Source organism: Streptomyces mangrovi, assembly GCF_900114215.1.
In the GTDB taxonomy this organism is placed as follows: Bacteria; Actinomycetota; Actinomycetes; order Streptomycetales; family Streptomycetaceae; genus Streptomyces; species Streptomyces barkulensis.
In genome coordinates this window covers 100,214-118,286 of record NZ_FOSG01000012.1, presented here as the reverse complement: position 1 = coordinate 118,286, position 18,073 = coordinate 100,214, and the positions used below count along the sequence as shown (strand labels likewise).

The window sequence follows — 18,073 nt, the reverse complement described above, 5'->3', positions numbered from 1 at the left end:
CTCTTTGCATGCCTCAGCCCCCCGCGGGGGGAGTCGGGGGCGGAGCCGGGCTCGGAGACGGAGTGAGCGGACCGAGATCGGGATCCTTCTCGCCAACACCGCCGACCGGGCCACCGTCGCTGTAGATCGGCTCGATATAGACGTCTCGCGGCACCGGGGTCTGCGATTTCAACTGCTCCACGGCTTGAGCGCGCTCTTCGTCACCGAGAGCTTCCCACGCCATGGCGTCCTCCAGGTGCGGTTCGATCCTGTCCCAGTTCTCCCCTCGAGTCTTGATATCACCTCCGCGCCGGCCAGATTCATCGCCGTACGTCTCATTCAACTCCCGAACCTCGGGAGTGTCGGCGGCATAGAGTACGAAGAGGTCCTTGTCCGACCTGGAACCGTATGGATCCTCCTTGAGCTCCTTCAGGTGGTAGGCACTGAGCCGAACGTCCAACTGGGGGTTTGCCTCGATCTCGGCAGCGAGTTCGGCGTCAGTCAGCTCACTCATGTATCTTCCGTCGGTCAGTTTGAATACCTCGCGGTTCTTCTCCAGAACCTCCCGCGCCGTTTCCAGCTTGATGTGGGTGATCCCCAGCGACTTGTCCGGCTTCGGTCCAACGGCGAGGCTCCAGTTGAAGAGCCGGCCGAACTCGGTGACCGGTCCGCGCAGGCTGGGGCTGTGGTTCTGGTGCCACTGCTGCTCCTGCCACAGGACGGCCAGCAGAAGCTTCCGGCTCATGCCCGTCTCCAGCGCGGCCCGGTCCACCGCGGCGAGGACTGTCGGCGGGACGTTGATCCGGTGGAGCCCGTCGAGCCCGCCCGACAGGCGTAGCGCGATGCCCAGTGGACTGTCGTCCTTGAGTGCGTCTCTCACCAGCTTCGGATCACCGATGTCGGTGAGACCTTCGATGGTGCGCAGGGTCCGCGCGGCCTCGATGTCCGCCCGGGTGGCCTTCGACAGCGCGGCGGAGATGATGTCGCGGGCGTGCTTCACCGGCTCCAGGTGCTCGCCGCCGCCCCTGGGGCCCATGACGGACTGGGTCGACTGCACACGGCCGCTGTCGTCCACCTTCAGGTCGTGCCTGCGTGCGTAGTCGAGTGCGCTGTGCAGGTCCCTCTGCGCGTCGGCGATGTCGTCGGCGAGATCGTCGTAGACGCGCGCCAGGGCGCGTAAGGCGACGGCTGCCGCCTCGTAGTCGTCGGCGTGCCTGACGAAGCGGCTGCGGGCGGCCTTGCCGGTGTCGCCCACCCAGCAGGTCCGGAGTGTCCCGGCCACCTCGTCACGGGCGTAGGAGGCGAGTCCGTCGCACTGCTTCGCCGCGGCCACCGCGTCGTCGGCCGCGTCCCGCCACTTCCGGGGACTGGCGGTATCGAGTTCGGGGACGGAGACCATCAGGCGCCCTCCAGCCAGCGGGCCGACGCCCGAAGTCCGGCCGCCGTGGAGCGGTCCTGGTCGATCTGCTGGTCCATCGCCTTCGTCAGCGCGTCGGCGGCGTCCTCGACCAGGTCGCTCAGACCGTGGAGCCGCTTCTGCCAGGCGTTCACGCAGTCGTCGCTCGCGGCACCGGCAAACCAACCGGAGTGAATTGTTCCCGCCGCCCGCGCATCGGCCAGTCTCGACTTCGACCGGGCGTCGGTGTTGGCCGTGCGGATGCCCGACGCCTTCGACCGGATCGGTCCGTCCTCCAGTCCGAAGTCCGCGTTTGCCAGGTCGGCCCCACTCCGGCCACCTTCCTCCGCGGACGCGAGCCGTGTCTGCGCCTCGCGCCTGCGACTCGCCTCCGCCACGAGCTGATTCCACTCATCGTCGAACGACATGTTCCCCCCTCATGCGTCCGGCCAGGGGCGAGCCGGTCTCTGCCTCCACTGGTGCAGCCCCCGCTGGTACAGAGGCATCCTGTAGTACGACCTTCTGCGGGGCAAAGGCATACCGGCTGGTTTCCGACAACCGCCGTCGCGCGGATCGGTCCGCCACAAGGCACGAGCGGAGCATCGACACCGGAGCGGACCAGCCATGAGGCGAGGTACGAGCCTGGGGGGCCCGGCGATCCGGGCGGCGGTGGGGGCAGGGGCTGGGAGCAGAACCACCACGATGTCCACTCCGGTGTCGCCTTGCTTTCGCTGCCCGTGATCCGGACGGACACAGGCCGGCTCCACCAGCATGATCCTTTGCGATGCGGCTTCGAGCCGCCATTCCCACCACGATCCGCTTCACCGACGGTCTGCTCACCGTCACGTTCCCGGAATCGACCGGAAGCCCTGTCGCACCGTTCGCGGCCAGCCGCCCCGGCCCAGGAGGACCCCCCTGCTTGTGTGACACCTTCGCCTACGCCGAGCCGTTCGGCCGGGTGTGAGCAGAAGCGGGATCAGAGCGATCCCGGCGGAGCCAGCCACTGGGTGGGCTGGCCGGTGATCTCGGCGATGGTCTCGAAGTCGCGGTCGTAGTGGAGCAGTGTCAGACCCTGGAGTTCGGCCGTGGCGGCGATCAGGAGGTCCACGGCTCCGGCCGAACGATGCCGACCGACCTTCGTCAGCTCCCTCTGGACGTCCCAGGCGCGGGACACGGCCCGGTCGTCCAGAGGGCTCCAGCCGAAGATCGCGTCGAGGTCTGCCACCAGCTCGGCGCGGTCCTCGGTGTTCCGGGCGCTGTACAGGAACTCGACCTCGGTCACCGGGCAGCGCGCGATGATCCCCTCGGTCAGGGGTTTCTCCCAGGTGTCGCGCGCGGGCTGCCGGAGGATGCGTACCAGGGCGCTGGTGTCGGTCAGGTAGACGGCGGCGGTCACGGTCGGTAGTTCTTCTTCTCCAGGAGTTCGTCGAACGCTCCGGCGTCCGCCTTCGCCGCGAGCCGGGCGAGCGCTATGGCACGGCGCTTGCGCTCCACACCCTCGCGCAGGGCGGCCGTGACCGTGTCCTTCTTGGTCTTGGTCCCGAAGGCGATCGCGGCGTCGGCGAGCAGTTTCTCATCGATGTCGATCAGCGTCTTGGCCACGGCCACACCTCCGAATATATCCATCTGACAGTCGAGTATATCCCTGGTCCGGCCATGAGCCACCGCTTCACCCCTTGCCCGGGGATCGGCGGCTTCCTGACCGCAGGTGCGAAAACGGTCCGATCCCCGGGCGGGCACCGCTTCCCGCGTCAGTACGCCACCGTGAACCGCCTGCGGTGATGCCGGGGCCTCTCCGCCTCGTCCAGCAGGGCCACCGCAAGGTCGGCCACCGTGACACGGGAGACGCCCCCGGGGTCGGTGATGAGTTCGTCGGCGCCCAGCCGGTAGCGGCCGGTGCGCTCCCCCGGCTCCAGCCGGGCGGGCGGGCTGAGGTACGCCCAGTCCGCTGCGGAGGTGTCGGCGCGGCAGACCGCCAGTTGCCCGGCGCCGGCCTCGGCAACGGCCCGCCAGTCGGGGTGGAGGTACCGCGGGTCGTCGAGGACGGTGCGGCCGCCGGTACCGGGCACGGTCAGGCTTCCGGCGCCGCCGACGAGCAGTAACCGGGCGCCCGCCCCGGCCGCGCCCGCCAGCAGGGTCCGGGTGGCGGCGGCGAGTTCGCGCTCACGGCCGGGGGCCGGGCGGGTGGCGCCTACCACCACGTCCCGGCCGGTGCTCAGTTCGGCCACGTCCTCGGCGCTGCGGGCGTCGCCGGTACGGCCCAGAACGGTGGCGGGCAGCTCGGACAGGCGGGCCGCGTCGCGGACGACGGCGGTGACCCGGTGGCCCCGGGCCAGCGCCTCGGCCACTACCTGGCCGCCCACGCTGCCGGTGGCTCCGAAGACGGTGATGTGCATGGTTTTCATGGCTTTCAACTCCTCTGGGGTTCGGGGGTCTTGACTTCGGCGGATACGGCGGGCACAGCGGGCCCGGCGGGCCCGGCGGGTGCGCCGGTTGCGGGACGGGGCCGGGTCCAGGCCGCGACGAGGGCGGCCAGAACGGTGAGCGCGCCCGCCGTCTGCGCCCAGGTCAGGTGCTGGCCGAGCACCAGCCATCCGAGTGCGGTGGCGACCAGCGGGCTGAGCAGGCCGAGGAAGGTGACGGTGGTGGGTGACAGGGCGCGGATCCCCCGGAACCACAGGGCATAGGCGAGTGCCGCGCCGACGATCGACAGGTAGCCGTAGCCGAGCAGGTTGCCGGCGGTCAGCCCGGCGGGCGGTGGCCCCTCGGCGGCCAGGGCGACGGGGAGCAGCAGCAGCCCGCCCGCGACGAGCTGCCAGCCGGTTACGGCGAGCAGGGGCGCGGGCGTGGTCCACCGCTTGCCGAGGACGACGCCGGTGGCCATGACGGCCGCGCCGCCGAGCGCGGCGGCGACGCCGACCGCGTCCAGCCGTGCGTCGGCCCGCAGGACGAGCAGTCCGACCCCGGCCACGCCCGCCACTCCGGCGAGCGCGGTGCGGAGGGTGAACCGCTCGCCCAGCACGGCGGCGGACAGTCCCGCGGCGATCAGGGGCTGCACCGCTCCGGCGGTGGCCGCGACGCCACCGGGGAGCCGGTAGGCGGCGACGAACAGCAGCGCGAGGAACACCCCGATGTTGAGGGTGCCGAGCACCGCCGCGCGCCACCACCACTGCCCGGTGGGCAGGCGGCGGGTGAGGGCCAGGAGGAGGAGCCCGGCGGGCAGGGCGCGGAGGACGGCGGCCAGCAGCGGGCGGTCGGGCGGCAGCAGTTCGGTGGTGACGAGGTAGGTGGTGCCCCAGATGGCCGGGGCCAGGGCGGTGGCCAGCAGGATTTCGGCTCGATTACTTAGCACTAAGAAAAAGTACCTCACCGCTAAGCAATCCAACCATGGTGGGTGACGCATCTCTCACCGCTAAGGAACCGAGTAGGGTGAGGCCATGGCCGATCACGTCGACCGAGTGCTGGAGCAGTGGGCCCGCGAGCGCCCCGACCTGGACACCTCCCCGATGGGGGTGATCGGGCGGCTGGGCCGCCTCTCCCGGTTGATCGACGCCGAACTGCGCCGCACGTTCGCCGCCCATGGCCTGGACCACGCGTCCTTCGACGTCCTGGCCACCATGCGCCGCAGCGGGCCGCCGTACCGGCTGAACCCGGCCGAGCTGATGCGCTCGGCCATGGTCACCTCCGGGGCCATCACCCAGCGCCTGGACCGGCTGGAGGCACGTGGCCTGGTGGCGCGCTCCCCCAGCGAGACCGACGGCCGCGGCGTGCACGTCACCCTCACCGAAGAGGGGCGCGCCCTGATCGACCGGGTGCTGCCCGACCACCTCGCCACCGAGCACCGCGTCCTGTCCGGGCTCACCGACAACCGGCAAGGCGAACTCGCCGGACTACTGCGCGAGTTGCTGGAGTCCCTCGGGGACCGGGGGCACTGAGCCGGGCGCGCCCACGGGTCTGCGGGAAGCCACCCCGCCCACCGGATACTCGGCACCTTCGCCCGCACCGGGTCGTTCGACCAGGCGTGAACGAGATCGTTGTCAGCACCGAGCAAGGCATCGTCCACGAACCCGGCGGCCGGTTACTGGACGTCCACCGACCCGCCCACGGCCCGGCCGCCGTGCCCGCTGTCCTCCTCTGGCACGGCAGGGGGCCGAACGAGCGGGACGTACTCGCGCCGCTCGCCCGTGAGGCCGCCTCGCTGGGACTGGTGGTCGTGGTGCCCGACTGGCGCCCGGACGCGCCCGACGGCGGCTGGGGGCATCTGCGGGCTTCGGTGCGTTTCACCCGGGAGCGGGCGGGCGAGTTCGGCGGCGACGCCGAACGGATCGTACTGGCCGGCTGGTCGCTGGGCGCGTACGCCGCGGTGAGCGTCGCGGTACGGCCCGAGCTGGTGGACGGGTGGCGGCCCGCGGCGGTCGCCGGGATCGCGGGCAGGTACCTCTGGGAGCGCCCGGAGATGGAGTTGGGCGACCTGAGTGACGCGCTGGCCATGACGCCCGCCGGTCCGGTGCCCGTCCACCTGGTGCACGGCACCGCCGACGACATCGCGGACGTCCACCACTCGCGGGACTTCGTGCCCGCCCTCGACCGGTGGGGATGGCCGGTCACCCTCACCGAGACCGACACCGACCACGCGGGCGCGGTGATGACCGAGTACGACCCCGCGCGGGAGCGCTGCGTCCCGGCCCGCGCCGCGGGCGCCCTGGAGGCCGGCCGCACCACGGCCCGCGTCCTGGCCCGCGCCGCGGGCCTCCCCGTGCCGGAGTAGCCACCCACAGACGCAGTGCTTGGTGTTGCACAACGAGTCCGGGTTGGTCTCGGTGGCCTGCGCGGCGCAGCGCCAGGCGGGGATGGGTGTGCCGTCCAGCAGCAGTCGGCGCTCGTCTCCGGTGGCTTCCAGTGCTTCGGTGAGCGTGGGGGCATGAGCGGCGAGCGCCTCGATGCCCTCACGGACGTACCGCCAGGCGGTGTCGGTGGCCACCCCGAAGTGGGCGCCGAGCTGGGAACCGTCCACCCCCGGCGACGGATGTGCATCTCCGCTGCAACGGCCACATATTAGAAAGCTGTCTCGCCCCGGTCAGGGGATGGGGCGGTGGACGTCCGTGCGGGTGGAGGGGCCGGGGGCGGCCTCCGCGATCCAGGGGCCGGGGGTGGAGGGGTCGACGACGCCCTCCTCCAGCCAGGTGTACGCGCCGCCCAGGACGCCGCGCACGACCTTGCGGTCGATGTCGTCGGTGTTGTCCCACAGCCGGCCGAACAGTTCCTCGGCCCGGAGGCGGGCCTGGCGGCAGAAGGCGTCGGCGAGCTGGTAGGCGGCGCGGCCGTCCTCGCCGCGGACCCGCAGCATCTCCGCCCGCACACAGGCCGCGCTCATGGCGAACAGTTCGGCGCCGATGTCCACGATCCGCCCGAGGAAGCCCTGCCTGCCCTCCAGCTTCGCCTGCCAGCGGGACATGCCCAGGAAGGTGGCGCGGGCCAGGCGGCGGGAGGCGCGTTCGACGTAGCGCAGGTGGGCGGCCAGGTCGGGATGGCCGGCGGGGTGGAACTCACGGTAGGAGCCGGGCAGTTGGCCGGGCCCGGCGACCAGTTTGGGCAGCCAGCGAGCGTAGAAGCCGCCGGCGCGGACGGCGGCTCGGCCCTTGTCGGTGAGGGTCTTGTCGGGGTCGACCAGATCGCCCGCGACCGACAGGTGGGCGTCGACGGCCTCGCGGGCGATGAGCAGGTGCATGATCTCGGTGGAGCCCTCGAAGATGCGGTTGATGCGCAGGTCGCGCAGCATCTGCTCGGCCGGTACGCCGCGCTCGCCGCGGGCGGCGAGGGAGTCGGCGGTCTCGAAGCCGCGCCCCCCGCGGACCTGGACCAGCTCGTCGGCCATCTTCCAGGCCATCTCGGAGCCGTAGAGCTTGGCGAGGGCGGCCTCGATGCGGATGTCGTTGCGGTCGTCGTCGGCCATCTGGGAGGCGAGGTCGAGCACGGCCTCCAGGGCGAAGGTGGTGGCGGCGATGAAGGAGATCTTGCTGCCGACGGCCTCGTGGCGGGCGATCGGCTTGCCCCACTGCTCGCGGGCCGCGGACCACTCGCGGGCGATCTTCAGGCACCATTTGCCCGCTCCGGCGCACATCGCGGGCAGGGAGAGGCGGCCGGTGTTGAGGGTGGTCAGCGCGATCTTCAGCCCGGCGCCCTCGGGGCCGATCCGGTTGGCGGCCGGGACGCGGACGCGGTGGAAGCGGGTGACGCCGTTCTCGATGCCGCGCAGGCCCATGAAGGCGTTGCGGTTCTCCACGGTGATGCCCTCGGAGTCGGCCTCGACGACGAAGGCGGTGATGCCGCCCTTGTGGCCCTCCGAGGCCGGTACGCGGGCCATGACCACCAGCAGGTCGGCGACGACGCCGTTGGTGGTCCACAGCTTCACGCCGTCCAGGACGTAGGCGTCGCCGTCGGGTACGGCGGTGGTGGCCAGGCGGGCCGGGTCGGAGCCGACGTCCGGTTCGGTGAGCAGGAAGGCCGAGATGTCGCCGCGGGCGCAGCGCGGCAGGAACGCCTTCCTCTGCTCCTCGGTGCCGAACATCTTCAGCGGCTGGGGCACGCCGATCGACTGGTGCGCCGACAGCAGCGCGCCGACGGCGGGGCTGGCCGATCCGGCCAGGGCCAGGGCGCGGTTGTAGTGGAGCTGGCTCAGGCCCAGGCCGCCGTACTCGGGGCCGATCTTCATGCCGAGCGCGCCGAGTTCCTTGAGTCCCTTGACCACCTCGTCGGGAACCAGGCCCTCGCGGTCGATGCGCGGGCCGTCGATCTCCGTCTCGCAGAAGGCCCGGAGCCTGGCGAGGAACTCCTCGCCGCGCCGGGCGTCCGTCTCGGCGGGCCGGGGATGGGGGTGGATCAGGTCGAGGCGGAGGCGGCCGAGGAACAGTTCCCTGGCGAAGCTCGGCTTGCGCCAGTGCTGCTCCCTCGCGGCCTCGGCCACCTGTCGTGCTTCGCGTTCGGAGACGGTCATCGCGGTTCACCTCGCACTGCCGGGTACTGCGGAGAACTGCCGGGGACTGCCGGGGACTGCCGGGGACTGCCGGGGACTGCGCAACGGGTGCTGCGCAACGGGTGCTGCGCGATGCGTGTACCCGTTGTGCGCGGTACGTACCGTTTCCGGGGTGCGGTGCACCCGTATGCGACCACTTGTTGAAGCGCTTCGACAACCCTTCGCAGAGCATCTGGACAGGCGGTCAGGTCGGGTTTAGGGTCGGTCCGCAGATTCCCTGTCGAAGCGCTTCACCTCAGCCGCTTCCCGCACCGCCCTGGAGAGCCCATGGTCACCCTCGCCGAGGTCGCCCGGCACGCCGGAGTCTCCGCCAGCACCGTGAGCTACGTCCTCAGCGGAAAGCGTTCCATCTCCGCCGCCACCCGCGAACGCGTCGAGCAGAGCATCCGCGAGCTGGGCTACCACCCCAACGCCGGCGCGCGGGCGCTGGCCAGCAGCAGGTCGAACGTCATCGCCCTGATGATGCCGCTGCGCACCGACATGTACGTGCCGGTGATGATGGAGATCGCCCTGGCCGTCGCCACCACCGCCCGCGCCCACGACCACGACGTGCTGCTGCTGACCGGCGAGGAGGGCCCGGAGGCGGTACGGCGGGTGGTGGGCAGCGGGCTGGCCGACGCGATGATCCTGATGGACGTCGAACTGGACGACGCCCGCCTGCCGCTGCTGCGCGACGCCGGGCGCCCCGCCGTGCTCATCGGCATCCCCGCCGACCCGTCCGGGCTGACCTGCGTCGACCTGGACTTCACCGCCACCGGCGCGCTGTGCGTGGAGCACCTGGCCGAGCTGGGCCACCGCGACGTCGCGGTGGTCGGCGAGGCGGCCGCCGTCTACGAGCGGCACACCGGTTTCGCCGAGCGCACCCGCGACGGGCTGCGCGCCCGCGCCGCCGAGCTGGGCGTGCGGCTGCTGCACCGGCCGTGCGAGGGCAGCTACGCGGCGATGGCCGGGACGCTCTCGCGCATCCTCGACGAGCGTCCCGGCACCACCGGCTTCGTCGTGCAGAACGAGGCCGCCATCGACCCGCTGCTGAGCCTGCTGCGCCAGCAGGGCCGGGCCGTGCCCGAGGACGTCTCGGTGGTCGCCATCTGCCCCGACCAGGTGGCGGTCCAGGCGTCCGTGCGCCTGACCTCGGTGGCCATCCCCGCCCACGAGATGGGCCGCCGCGCGGTGGAGCTGGTGATGGCCAGGGTGCGCGGGGAGCGCGGTGAGCGTCTGGAACTGCTGCCCCCGCGGCTGACGGCGCGGGCCAGTTCCGGCCCGGCCCCCGCCGCCCGCTGACCCCTCATCCGCCGCTCCCCGTCCTCCCCCGGCCTCCCCGGCTCTTCCCGCTCTTCCCGCCCGCGACCGGTCCGCACACCGACGAGCCCCTCAGGAGCCCCGTGTCCACACCCGCCTTCTCCCCTCCCCCCTCCTCCCTGGCCCAGTCCTCCCCCACCCGCGGCACCTTCCGCACCCACGACGGCGCGCTGGAGTGGCGCGGACGGCAGGAGACCATACGCGTCGAGCCCTGGGGTCCGGACGCCGTACGGGTGCGCGCCCGGCTGGGCGGCCCGGTCCTGGACGGACTGCCCGGCGCGCTCCTGGCCGACCCGCCGCCCGCCGGGGACGGGCCGGACATCCGGATCGAGGACGACCACGCGCGGGTGACCTGCGACGCGATCACCGCCGTGGTGAGCGCCGACGGCATACTGCGCTTCGTGCGCACCGGCGACGGCGCCGAGCTGCTGTCCGAGGACCGCGCGCACTTCTGGTGGCCCGGCTCCCGGCTGCACACCGCCACCGGCAACGGCTACCACCGCCTGGAGCAGCGCTTCGCCGCCTACTCCGGCGAGCGGCTGTACGGGCTGGGCCAGCACCAGCACGGGCTGCTGGACCACAAGGGCGCGGTGGTCGACCTCGTCCAGCGCAACGCCGAGGTCTCCATCCCCGTGCTGACCTCCAGCCGCGGCTACACCCTGCTGTGGAACAACCCGGCCGTCGGACGGGTGGAGCTGGCGCACAACGGCACCCGCTGGGTGGCCGACTCCGCCCGCCAGATCGACTACTGGATCACCGCCGGCGACCCGGCCGACGCCCAGCGCCGCTACTCGGCCGCCACCGGCCGCAGCCCGATGCTGCCGGAGTGGGCGGCCGGTTTCTGGCAGTGCAAGCTGCGCTACCGCACCCAGGACGAACTGCTGTCGGTGGCACGGGAGTACAAGCGGCGCGGGCTGCCGCTGTCGGCGATCGTCTGCGACTTCTTCCACTGGACGCATCTGGGCGAGTGGAGGTTCGACCCGGCCGAGTGGCCCGACCCGGCCGCCATGGTCAAGGAGCTGGAGGGGCTGGGGGTGAAGCTGGTGGTCTCGGTGTGGCCGTCGGTCTCGCCGCTGAGCGAGAACCACCGGCCCATGGAGCAGCAGGGCCTGTTCATCGGCACCGAGTACGGGCCGATGGCGCACGCCGACTGGCCGGACAAGGGGGTGGCCGAGCCCGTCCAGGTCGCCTTCTACGACGCCACCAACCCCGACGCCCGTGACTTCGTGTGGTCCCGCATCCGGGAGAACTACCTGTCGTACGGCATCACGGCGTTCTGGCTGGACGCGGGCGAGCCGGAGCTCAAGCCCGGCTTCGCGGCGAACCTGCGCTACCACGCCGGTCCGGGGCTGGAGGTGTCCAACCTCTATCCGCGCGAGAACGCCCGTACCATTCACGACGGCCTGGCAGCCGAGGGCGTCACCGAGATCGTCTCGCTGAACCGGTCGGCCTGGGCGGGCTCCCAGCGCTACGGCGCCGCCCTGTGGTCCGGTGACATCGGCACCGATTTCGCCACCCTGCGCCGCCAGATCGCGGCCGGGCTCAGCACCGCGCTGTCGGGCATCCCGTGGTGGAACACCGACATCGGCGGCTTCCACGGCGGCGACCCGGACGATGCGGCCTACCGCGAGGTGATGGTGCGCTGGTTCCAGTTCGGCGCGCTCTCCCCGCTGATGCGGCTGCACGGCTTCCGCGATCCGGGGATGCCGCTGGGCCCGGACATGACCGGCGGGCCCAACGAGGTGTGGTCCTACGGCGAGGAGGCCGGGGAGATCCTGGAGGCGTACCTGCGGCTGCGCGAGCGGCTCAAGCCGTACGTGCTGGAGCAGATGCGCGCCGCCCACACCGAGGGACTGCCGCCGATGCGTCCGCTGTTCCTGGAGTTCCCCGGTGATTCGGCCGCCTGGGAGGTGGACGACGCCTACCTGTTCGGGCCGGATCTGCTGGTGGCGCCCGTGCTGGAGGCCGGCGCCCGGGAGCGCACCGTGCACCTGCCGGCGGGCGCGGAGTGGACGGACGCCTGGACGGGTGAGAGGTACCCCGGCGGCGGACCGGTCACCGTGCCCGCGCCGCTGGAGCGGATCCCGCTGTTCCTGCGGGACGGCGCACGGCTTCCGGTGAGGGAGGACTGAGGCGGTAGGCGGTTCCCGGTCGAGCGGACGGCGCCGGCGGATGCGATCCGCCGGCGCCGTCGCCGTTTCCGCCGTGTGCGGGGATCGCCCGCCGCCCTATACGGGCGGGTCCTCGCGCAGGACGGCGGCGCCGTGGCGGCCGAGCGTGACCGCCCGCTCGTGCCGCCGCCCGGTGAGCTCGTCGGTCGCCGGGACGGGCAGGGGGACGGTTGCCGGCTCGCGCCGGTGGTTGAGGAGGAACAGCCGGGCGCCGCGGCGTACGGCCTCCACTCCCGTGGGCAGTCCGGGAAGCGGAGGCCGCAGCCCGGCCTCGCCGGCCGCGCGGGACAGCAGGGCGCGCAGCGCGGCGGGATCGGGGAGGGTGGACAGGTACCAGGCGGTGCCCTCGCCGAAGGAGTGGCGGGTGACCGCGGGACGGCCGTCGAGTTCGCCGCCCCGGTAGGCGGCCACGGTCTCGGTGCCGGGCAGGGTCTCGAAGTCCTCGCGCCACAGGGTGCCGGTGGGCCCGGCGGCGCCCTCTTCGACAGAGTCCCCGAAGGGGGCGAGCGGCTGGGCCTGGCCCTCGTCCAGCGGCCACCACTCGTGCACGGTGCCGATGCCCAGCACCTCGCGCAGCCGGACGTCCACGCCGCCCTCGCGCACCCGGTCGTCGGTGTCGGCGACGCCGGTGAAGAAGCCGCACACCAGGGTGCCGCCGCCGCGTGCGTAGGAGGCGAGGTTGTCCAGGGCGGCGTCGGTGAGCAGGTACAGATGGGGGACGGCGACCAGGGCGTAGCCGTCCAGATCGCTCTCGGGGTGGGCGAGGTCGCAGGTCAGATGGGACTCCCACAGGGCGCGGTGCCAGGCGCGCAGCGGCCGCTCGTAGGTGAGGAGGTCCGAGGGACGGCCGGCGGGCAGGGTGGCCCACCAGGAGTTCCAGTCGTGCAGTACGGCCGCCCGCGCGGTCACGGGCGAGCCGGTGACCGCGCCCAGGCGGCCCAGGTCGGCGCCCAGTTCGCGCACCTGGCGGAAGGTGCGGCCGCGCGGTCCGGCGTGGGAGACCATCCCGGAGTGGAACTTCTCGCTGCCCTGCCGCGACTGGCGCCACTGGAAGAAGCAGATCCCGTCCGCGCCGCGCGCCACGGCCTGCAGTGACCACAGCCGTGTCAGGCCCTCGGGCCTGGGGTGGTTGACGCCGCGCCAGTTGACGGGGCCGGCGGCCTGTTCCATCAGCAGCCAGGGGCCGCGTGCCTGGGAGCGGGTGAGGTCCTGCACCAGCGCTCCCCACGCGGCGCCGTCGTCTCCCTCCGGGTGGGCGGGGTCGGGGTAGAGGTCGACGGAGACGACGTCCTCGCGCTCGGCCCACGTCCAGCCGTCCTGGCCGACGAACAGCGGCATGAAGTTGGTGGTGACGGGGATGTGCGGGGTGCGCTCCGCCAGGGCGTCGCGTTCGGCGGTGAAGCACTCCAGCAGGGCGTCGCTGGTGAAGCGGCGGAAGTCCAGCTCCTGGGTGGGGTTGACCATGTACTGCGCGCGGCGCGGTGGGATGATCTCGTCCCAGTCGCCGTAGCGCTGGCTCCAGAAGGCCGTGCCCCAGGCCTCGTTGAGCGCGTCCAGGCTCTTGTAGCGGTCGCGCAGCCAGCGGCGGAAGTGGGCTGCGGTGGTATCGCACCAGCAGGCTGTGCCGTACTCGTTGTTCACGTGCCACAGCCGCAGGGCGGGGTGGTCTCCGTAGCGGTCGGCCAGGTCGGCGGTGATGCCCAGGGCGTGGTCGCGGTAGACGGGCGAGGAGGCGCAGAAGTGGTTGCGCGAGCCGTACCAGACCACCGCACCCGTCTCGTCGCGCGGCAGGGTCTCGGGGTGGCGGGCGCCCATCCAGGGGGGCGGGGAGGCGGTGGGGGTGGCCAGGCAGACGCCGATCCCGCTGCCGTGGAGCAGGTCCAAGGCGCGGTCGAGCCAGCCGAAGTCGCGCTCGCCGGGGCGGGGTTCGAGGCGGGCCCAGGAGAAGACCCCGACGGTGGCGAGGTTGACGCCCGCCTCGCGCATCAGCGCCATGTCCTGCTGCCAGACGGACTCGGGCCACTGCTCGGGGTTGTAGTCGCCGCCGTAGAGGATCCGGCCGCGGGTGACATCGGCGAGAGTGGGCCTGGGCGGGGGTGTCACAGGATGCCTTCCGTAGCGGGCGCCGCGGTCGCCCGGGTGCTGTGGTGGTGACCGGGTCGGTCCGGGGTGGCGGTGGAGGTGGAGAGGTGGTGGTCCGGCGGTGGCGGCAGCGGTACGGCGGTCAGCCCTTGACCGCGCCGATGAGCATGCCCTTCTTGAAGTGCTTCTGGACGAAGGGCGAGAGCACGGCGACCGGCACCAGGGCCAGCACCATCACGGCCATCTGCACCGAGAGGGTGTGGATCTGGCCGGTGTTGATGATCTGGGACATGCCCGCGGGCCGCTCGCCCTTGAGGACGATCTGGTTGAGCACCACCTGGAGCGGCATCTTGGTCTGGTCGTTGAGGTAGATGGAGGCGTTGAACCAGGCGCTCCAGTAGCCGACCGCGTAGAACAGCGAGATCACCGCCAGCACCGGTTTCGACAGCGGCATCACGATCTGCCACAGGATGCGGAACTCGCCGGCGCCGTCGATGCGGGCGCTGTCGATCAGCTCCGGCGCGGTGTTCATGAAGAACGCCCGCAGCACCAGGATGTTGAACACGCTCACCGCGCTGGGCAGGATCAGCGAGGCGTAGGTGTCGATCAGCCCGAGGGACTGGACCAGCAGGTAGGTGGGGATCAGTCCGGCGCCGAAGAACATCGTCGCCAGCAGTGTCATCAGCATCGGCCGGTGGCCGAAGGAGCCCGGGCGGGACAGGCCGTAGGCGCACAGCACCGAGACGGCCATGCTGAACAGCGTGCCGGTGACGGTGACGCAGGCGCTGACGACGGTGGCCCGGGTGACCTGGCCGCCGGAGAGCAGCTCGCGGTAGGCCTCGAAGGTGATGCCGTCGGGCACGATCACCAGGCCGCCGGCTTCGCGGATGGTCTCGGCCGACGACAGGCTGGTGACGACCACGATCCACAGCGGGAAGAGGATCGCCAGGCAGGCGACGGCCAGTACCGCGCCCTTGGCGGCGGTGCCGACACCGCTGGGCGGCTCCTCCCAGACGGGGCGCATCCGGGATCCGGCGCCCTCTTTCCCTCGGTCCTCGGTCAGCACGCTCACTTCTTGTACACCCCCTGCTCGCCCAGCAGATGGGCGGTCTTGTTGGCGGCCAGCACCAGGCAGAGGCCGAAGACGCCCTTGACGATGCCGACGGCCGCCGCGTAGCCGAAGTCGCCGTTCTCCAGACCGACGTTCCACACATAGGTGTCCAGCACCTCGGCCGCGCCGGTGCCCACCGCCGTGCGCTGCAGGAGTATCTGCTCGAAACCGACGGTGAGGGCGTCGCCGACGCGCAGCACCAGCAGCAGGGCGATCACCGGACGCAGCGCGGGCAGGGTGATGTGCCACATCCGCCGCCACCGGCCCGCGCCGTCCGCGGCGGCGGCCTCGTACAGCTCGTGGTTGACGGCGGCCAGCGCGGCGAGGAAGACGATGATGCCCCAGCCGGCGTCCTTCCAGATGGCCTGGAAGGTGATCAGGAACTTGAAGAAGCCGGGGTCGGTCATCAGGTCGAAGCCGCCGCCCCAGCTCCTCTCGCGCATGGTCTGGGCGATGATCCCGGCGCCGCCGAGGATCTGCTGGAAGACGGTGATGACCAGCACCCAGGAGAAGAAGTGCGGCAGGTAGAGCACGCCCTGCGCCCAGGCGCGCACCCGGGGGCTGATGATGCTGTTGATCAGCAGGGCCAGCAGGATGGGGACGGGGAAGAAGAACACCAGCTGGATGAGGAAGATCAGCAGGGTGTTCTCGACCGCCGACCAGAAGTAGGGGTCCTCCCACATCCGTTGGAAGTTCTCGCCGCCGATCCAGGGGCTGAGGGTGAAGGACTCGGTGAAGGAGTCGCCGAGGTAGGGGTCGAACTCCTTGAAGGCGACGACGTTGCCCAGCAGCGGTACGTAGGCGAAGACCAGGACCAGCAGCAGGGCGGGCAGCGTCATCAGGACCAGGGCGCGGTCGCGGCGCAGCCGGTGCCGCCGGGTGATGCCGCCGGGGGGCGGGGATGCCTCGGTCTTGGCCTTACCCCGGCCCCGGCCCCCGCTCCCGCCTCCGTATCCGTCCCCGCCTCCGCCGCCGTCCGCGTGCGGCGGTTCCCCGTCCGCGGTCGGCGAGCCGGCCGGGGCGGCCGGGGCCAGATGGGGGACCGGGGCCATCCCGGTGGGTCCGGTGCCGCCGGCCGGTGCCTCGCCGGGGGCCGTGCTGTGGGACACGGGACTCTCCTCGTCAGCGTCGTTCCGGTCCCGGCCCGGTGGTGCGGTGCGCCGCGGTGGGCGCCGCGCCGCCGGGCCGGGGGCCTGTGGGCGCGGGTGCGTCAGGCGGCGGACTCGCCGGCGTCCTCGATCAGCTTCCGGTACCAGTCGCGCAGGTCGTCGCCGCCGGCCCGGCGCCAGTCCTCGACGGCCTTCTGCATGTCGGAGACCTTCTTGCGGCCGCGCACCACGTCGTTCTCCAGGTCCTCGAACTGGTCGCTCAGATTGGTCCAGCGGTTGGGTTCGCGGACCTGCATCCCGTACAGCAGGGGCTTCTTCATGAAGGCGCCCATCCGCTGCTGCCAGCCGCACCAGTCCCGCACCACCTGGGGGTGGTCGGGGAAGGCGGCGACGGCCTCGGCACTGGCGGTGAAGAAGTAGGTGTCCTGGACTTCGGTGACGCCCTGCCCGGTCTTGGTGGGCACGCCGTCCTTGAGCGTGTAGTGGGTGCCCTCCACCCCGTACCTGACCAGGCGGTTCTCCTTCGTCCCGTAGGGAGCGGCGGCGAAGTTGGCGATGGCCAGGCACTCCTGGACGGTCTCCTCGGAGGCCTTGCGGTTGACGAAGGCCCAGATGCCGGCCGGGTTGGCGAAGTACAGCTGCGGGTCGCCGCCGTCGTGGCCGAAGATGTCCATGCCCTGGACGCGGAAGTCGGGGTTCTGCCCGCTCTGCTCGAAGGTCCAGCCGTACCACTTGGCGTTGCCGTCGTTCATGATCATCGACTGGCCGGCGGTGAAGCGGGTGCCGGCGTCGCCCCGGCCGGTCTTGGCGTCGGGGTGGACGACGCCGGCGGCGTAGAGCTTGCGGGTCCACTCCAGCGCCTCGAGGAAGTTGTCCGTCTCGATGCGGTGGACGAGCTTGTCCCCCTGCCACTGCCAGCAGTAGGGCTTGTCCGGCAGCACGCCGAAGATGTTGAACGCCGTCCACTTCATGTCCTCGCACGCCCACACCTTGGACTCGGGCGCGGTGATCTCCTTGGCGAGGTCCATGAACTCCCGCGGGCTGGTGGGCACCTCCCAGCCCTTGTCCTCGAAGACGTCCTGGCGGTAGTAGGGGATGATGATGTCGACCGCGCCGGCCGGGATCGGCAGTCCTCTGAGCTTTCCGCCGAAGATGGACATCTGCCAGGCGGCGGTGGGGATCGCGGCGAGGTTGGGGTAGTCCTTGACCTTGTCGCCCGACAGGTACGGCCCGAGGTCGGCGAAGCGGCTGCCGATGGCGCTGGGGATCTTGCCCTGCATCTCCCAGCTGGGGATGACCACCATGTCGGGGATGCCGCTGGAGGCGAGGACGGCGCCGAGCTTCTCGCCGTAGGTGTTGCCGTCCTGGGTCTGCCAGTCGACCTTCACCCCGGTGGCCTTGTCGACGGCCCGGTAGTAGGCGCAGTCCTTCTCGGGCGGGGTGCCCCACAGCGGGCTCATGATGGCGACCTCGCCGCCCCTGCCCATCTTCTCGGGGACGGAGGCGGGCAGCGCGTCGTACGGCTCCGCCTTGCCGGTGAAGCCGGGGCGCGAGCCGTTCTCGCCGGGAATGTCCGGCTCGACGACCTTCGAGGCGACGTACGCCGGGAGGATCTTCGCCGCGTCCTTCTTCGTCGTCGTGCCCTCGTTCCGGTTGCCGCCGCCCTCGGAGGAGCACGCCGACAGCAGCGGCAGACCGCCCACCGCCGCGGCGGCGACGGCCGTCGAGGCGAGGAAGGTTCTCCGGCTGGGGCTGGTGGTCTGGGACATGGCGGCAACCCTTCGTGGCGGCGCGTCGGCGGGACGGGCGGGACGGACGGCGTGCGGCCCCGCCGGTCGGGCAGGTCGGTCGAAGCGCTTCGATGTTGCGCCGAGATTAAGTGCGAGGGTCATA

At 71.9% G+C, this 18,073-nt stretch carries 15 protein-coding genes; 4 read left to right on the top strand and 11 right to left on the bottom strand.

What is annotated here, in order from left to right:
• Positions 1-13 precede the first annotated feature (13 nt).
• The 6 genes from BM237_RS17995 to BM237_RS17970 form a co-directional block, all read right to left on the bottom strand.
• Positions 14-1,378, bottom strand: coding sequence for a hypothetical protein (locus tag BM237_RS17995; RefSeq protein ID WP_093850707.1), 1,365 nt, complete (start codon positions 1,376-1,378; stop codon positions 14-16).
• Positions 1,378-1,803: a hypothetical protein gene (locus tag BM237_RS17990; RefSeq protein ID WP_093850706.1), complete on the bottom strand. Its 426-nt coding sequence runs from the start codon at positions 1,801-1,803 to the stop codon at positions 1,378-1,380. The genes BM237_RS17995 and BM237_RS17990 overlap by 1 nt, the downstream gene beginning before the upstream one ends.
• A 548-nt stretch (positions 1,804-2,351) precedes the next feature.
• Positions 2,352-2,771 carry a PIN domain nuclease gene (locus BM237_RS17985; RefSeq protein WP_093850705.1) on the bottom strand — a complete coding sequence of 140 codons (420 nt, stop codon included), beginning with the start codon at positions 2,769-2,771 and terminating at the stop codon, positions 2,352-2,354.
• Complete coding sequence (locus BM237_RS17980) at positions 2,768-2,977, bottom strand: type II toxin-antitoxin system VapB family antitoxin (protein ID WP_093850760.1); 210 nt, start codon at positions 2,975-2,977, stop codon at positions 2,768-2,770. Before BM237_RS17980 ends, BM237_RS17985 begins: the two co-directional genes overlap by 4 nt.
• Before the next feature lie 149 nt (positions 2,978-3,126).
• The gene (locus BM237_RS17975; RefSeq protein ID WP_425443708.1) at positions 3,127-3,780 is read right to left on the bottom strand and encodes an NAD(P)-dependent oxidoreductase; all 654 of its coding nucleotides are present in this window, start codon (positions 3,778-3,780) and stop codon (positions 3,127-3,129) included.
• 5 nt (positions 3,781-3,785) lie between these two features.
• A complete protein-coding gene (locus tag BM237_RS17970; protein WP_175541051.1) occupies positions 3,786-4,727 on the bottom strand; it encodes an EamA family transporter in 942 nt (313 codons plus the stop codon).
• 85 nt (positions 4,728-4,812) lie between these two features.
• Between BM237_RS17970 and BM237_RS17965 the strand changes: the two genes are divergently transcribed.
• Together BM237_RS17965 and BM237_RS17960 are read left to right on the top strand one after the other, a co-directional pair.
• On the top strand, positions 4,813-5,310 hold the full coding sequence (locus BM237_RS17965) for a MarR family winged helix-turn-helix transcriptional regulator (RefSeq protein ID WP_093850703.1): 498 nt from the start codon (positions 4,813-4,815) through the stop codon (positions 5,308-5,310).
• Between the two features lie 86 nt (positions 5,311-5,396).
• On the top strand, positions 5,397-6,143 hold the full coding sequence (locus BM237_RS17960; RefSeq protein ID WP_245793717.1) for an alpha/beta hydrolase: 747 nt from the start codon (positions 5,397-5,399) through the stop codon (positions 6,141-6,143).
• Between the two features lie 309 nt (positions 6,144-6,452).
• Here BM237_RS17960 and BM237_RS17955 read toward each other — a convergent pair whose 3' ends face one another.
• Positions 6,453-8,369: an acyl-CoA dehydrogenase family protein gene (locus BM237_RS17955; protein WP_093850702.1), complete on the bottom strand. Its 1,917-nt coding sequence runs from the start codon at positions 8,367-8,369 to the stop codon at positions 6,453-6,455.
• A gap of 306 nt (positions 8,370-8,675) precedes the next feature.
• Between BM237_RS17955 and BM237_RS17950 the strand changes: the two genes are divergently transcribed.
• Together BM237_RS17950 and BM237_RS17945 are read left to right on the top strand one after the other, a co-directional pair.
• Complete coding sequence (locus BM237_RS17950; protein WP_093850701.1) at positions 8,676-9,689, top strand: LacI family DNA-binding transcriptional regulator; 1,014 nt, start codon at positions 8,676-8,678, stop codon at positions 9,687-9,689.
• A 101-nt stretch (positions 9,690-9,790) separates the two neighbouring features.
• A complete protein-coding gene (locus tag BM237_RS17945) occupies positions 9,791-11,839 on the top strand; it encodes a glycoside hydrolase family 31 protein (RefSeq protein ID WP_093850700.1) in 2,049 nt (682 codons plus the stop codon).
• A gap of 96 nt (positions 11,840-11,935) precedes the next feature.
• On the opposite strand, the gene BM237_RS17940 is transcribed toward BM237_RS17945, so the two are convergent.
• From BM237_RS17940 to BM237_RS17925, 4 genes are all read right to left on the bottom strand, one after another.
• Positions 11,936-13,981, bottom strand: coding sequence for a beta-galactosidase (locus BM237_RS17940; protein WP_245793716.1), 2,046 nt, complete (start codon positions 13,979-13,981; stop codon positions 11,936-11,938).
• A 121-nt stretch (positions 13,982-14,102) separates the two neighbouring features.
• Entirely contained in the window at positions 14,103-14,984 is an 882-nt protein-coding gene (locus BM237_RS17935) for a carbohydrate ABC transporter permease (protein WP_093850699.1), read from the bottom strand.
• A 44-nt stretch (positions 14,985-15,028) separates the two neighbouring features.
• The gene (locus BM237_RS17930; protein WP_093850756.1) at positions 15,029-16,123 is read right to left on the bottom strand and encodes an ABC transporter permease; all 1,095 of its coding nucleotides are present in this window, start codon (positions 16,121-16,123) and stop codon (positions 15,029-15,031) included.
• A gap of 158 nt (positions 16,124-16,281) precedes the next feature.
• Entirely contained in the window at positions 16,282-17,949 is a 1,668-nt protein-coding gene (locus BM237_RS17925; protein ID WP_093850698.1) for an extracellular solute-binding protein, read from the bottom strand.
• Between the last annotated feature and the right edge of the window lie 124 nt (positions 17,950-18,073).

Coding starts and splice junctions, on each gene's coding strand:
- BM237_RS17975 (WP_425443708.1), bottom strand. CDS start 3,780: ATGAAAACCATGCACATCACCGTCTTCGGAGCCACCGGCAGCGTGGGC.
- BM237_RS17950 (WP_093850701.1), top strand. CDS start 8,676: ATGGTCACCCTCGCCGAGGTCGCCCGGCACGCCGGAGTCTCCGCCAGC.
- BM237_RS17955 (WP_093850702.1), bottom strand. CDS start 8,369: ATGACCGTCTCCGAACGCGAAGCACGACAGGTGGCCGAGGCCGCGAGG.
- BM237_RS17930 (WP_093850756.1), bottom strand. CDS start 16,123: ATGGCCCCGGTCCCCCATCTGGCCCCGGCCGCCCCGGCCGGCTCGCCG.
- BM237_RS17925 (WP_093850698.1), bottom strand. CDS start 17,949: ATGTCCCAGACCACCAGCCCCAGCCGGAGAACCTTCCTCGCCTCGACG.
- BM237_RS17995 (WP_093850707.1), bottom strand. CDS start 1,378: ATGGTCTCCGTCCCCGAACTCGATACCGCCAGTCCCCGGAAGTGGCGG.
- BM237_RS17935 (WP_093850699.1), bottom strand. CDS start 14,984: ATGCGCCCCGTCTGGGAGGAGCCGCCCAGCGGTGTCGGCACCGCCGCC.
- BM237_RS17965 (WP_093850703.1), top strand. CDS start 4,813: ATGGCCGATCACGTCGACCGAGTGCTGGAGCAGTGGGCCCGCGAGCGC.
- BM237_RS17990 (WP_093850706.1), bottom strand. CDS start 1,803: ATGTCGTTCGACGATGAGTGGAATCAGCTCGTGGCGGAGGCGAGTCGC.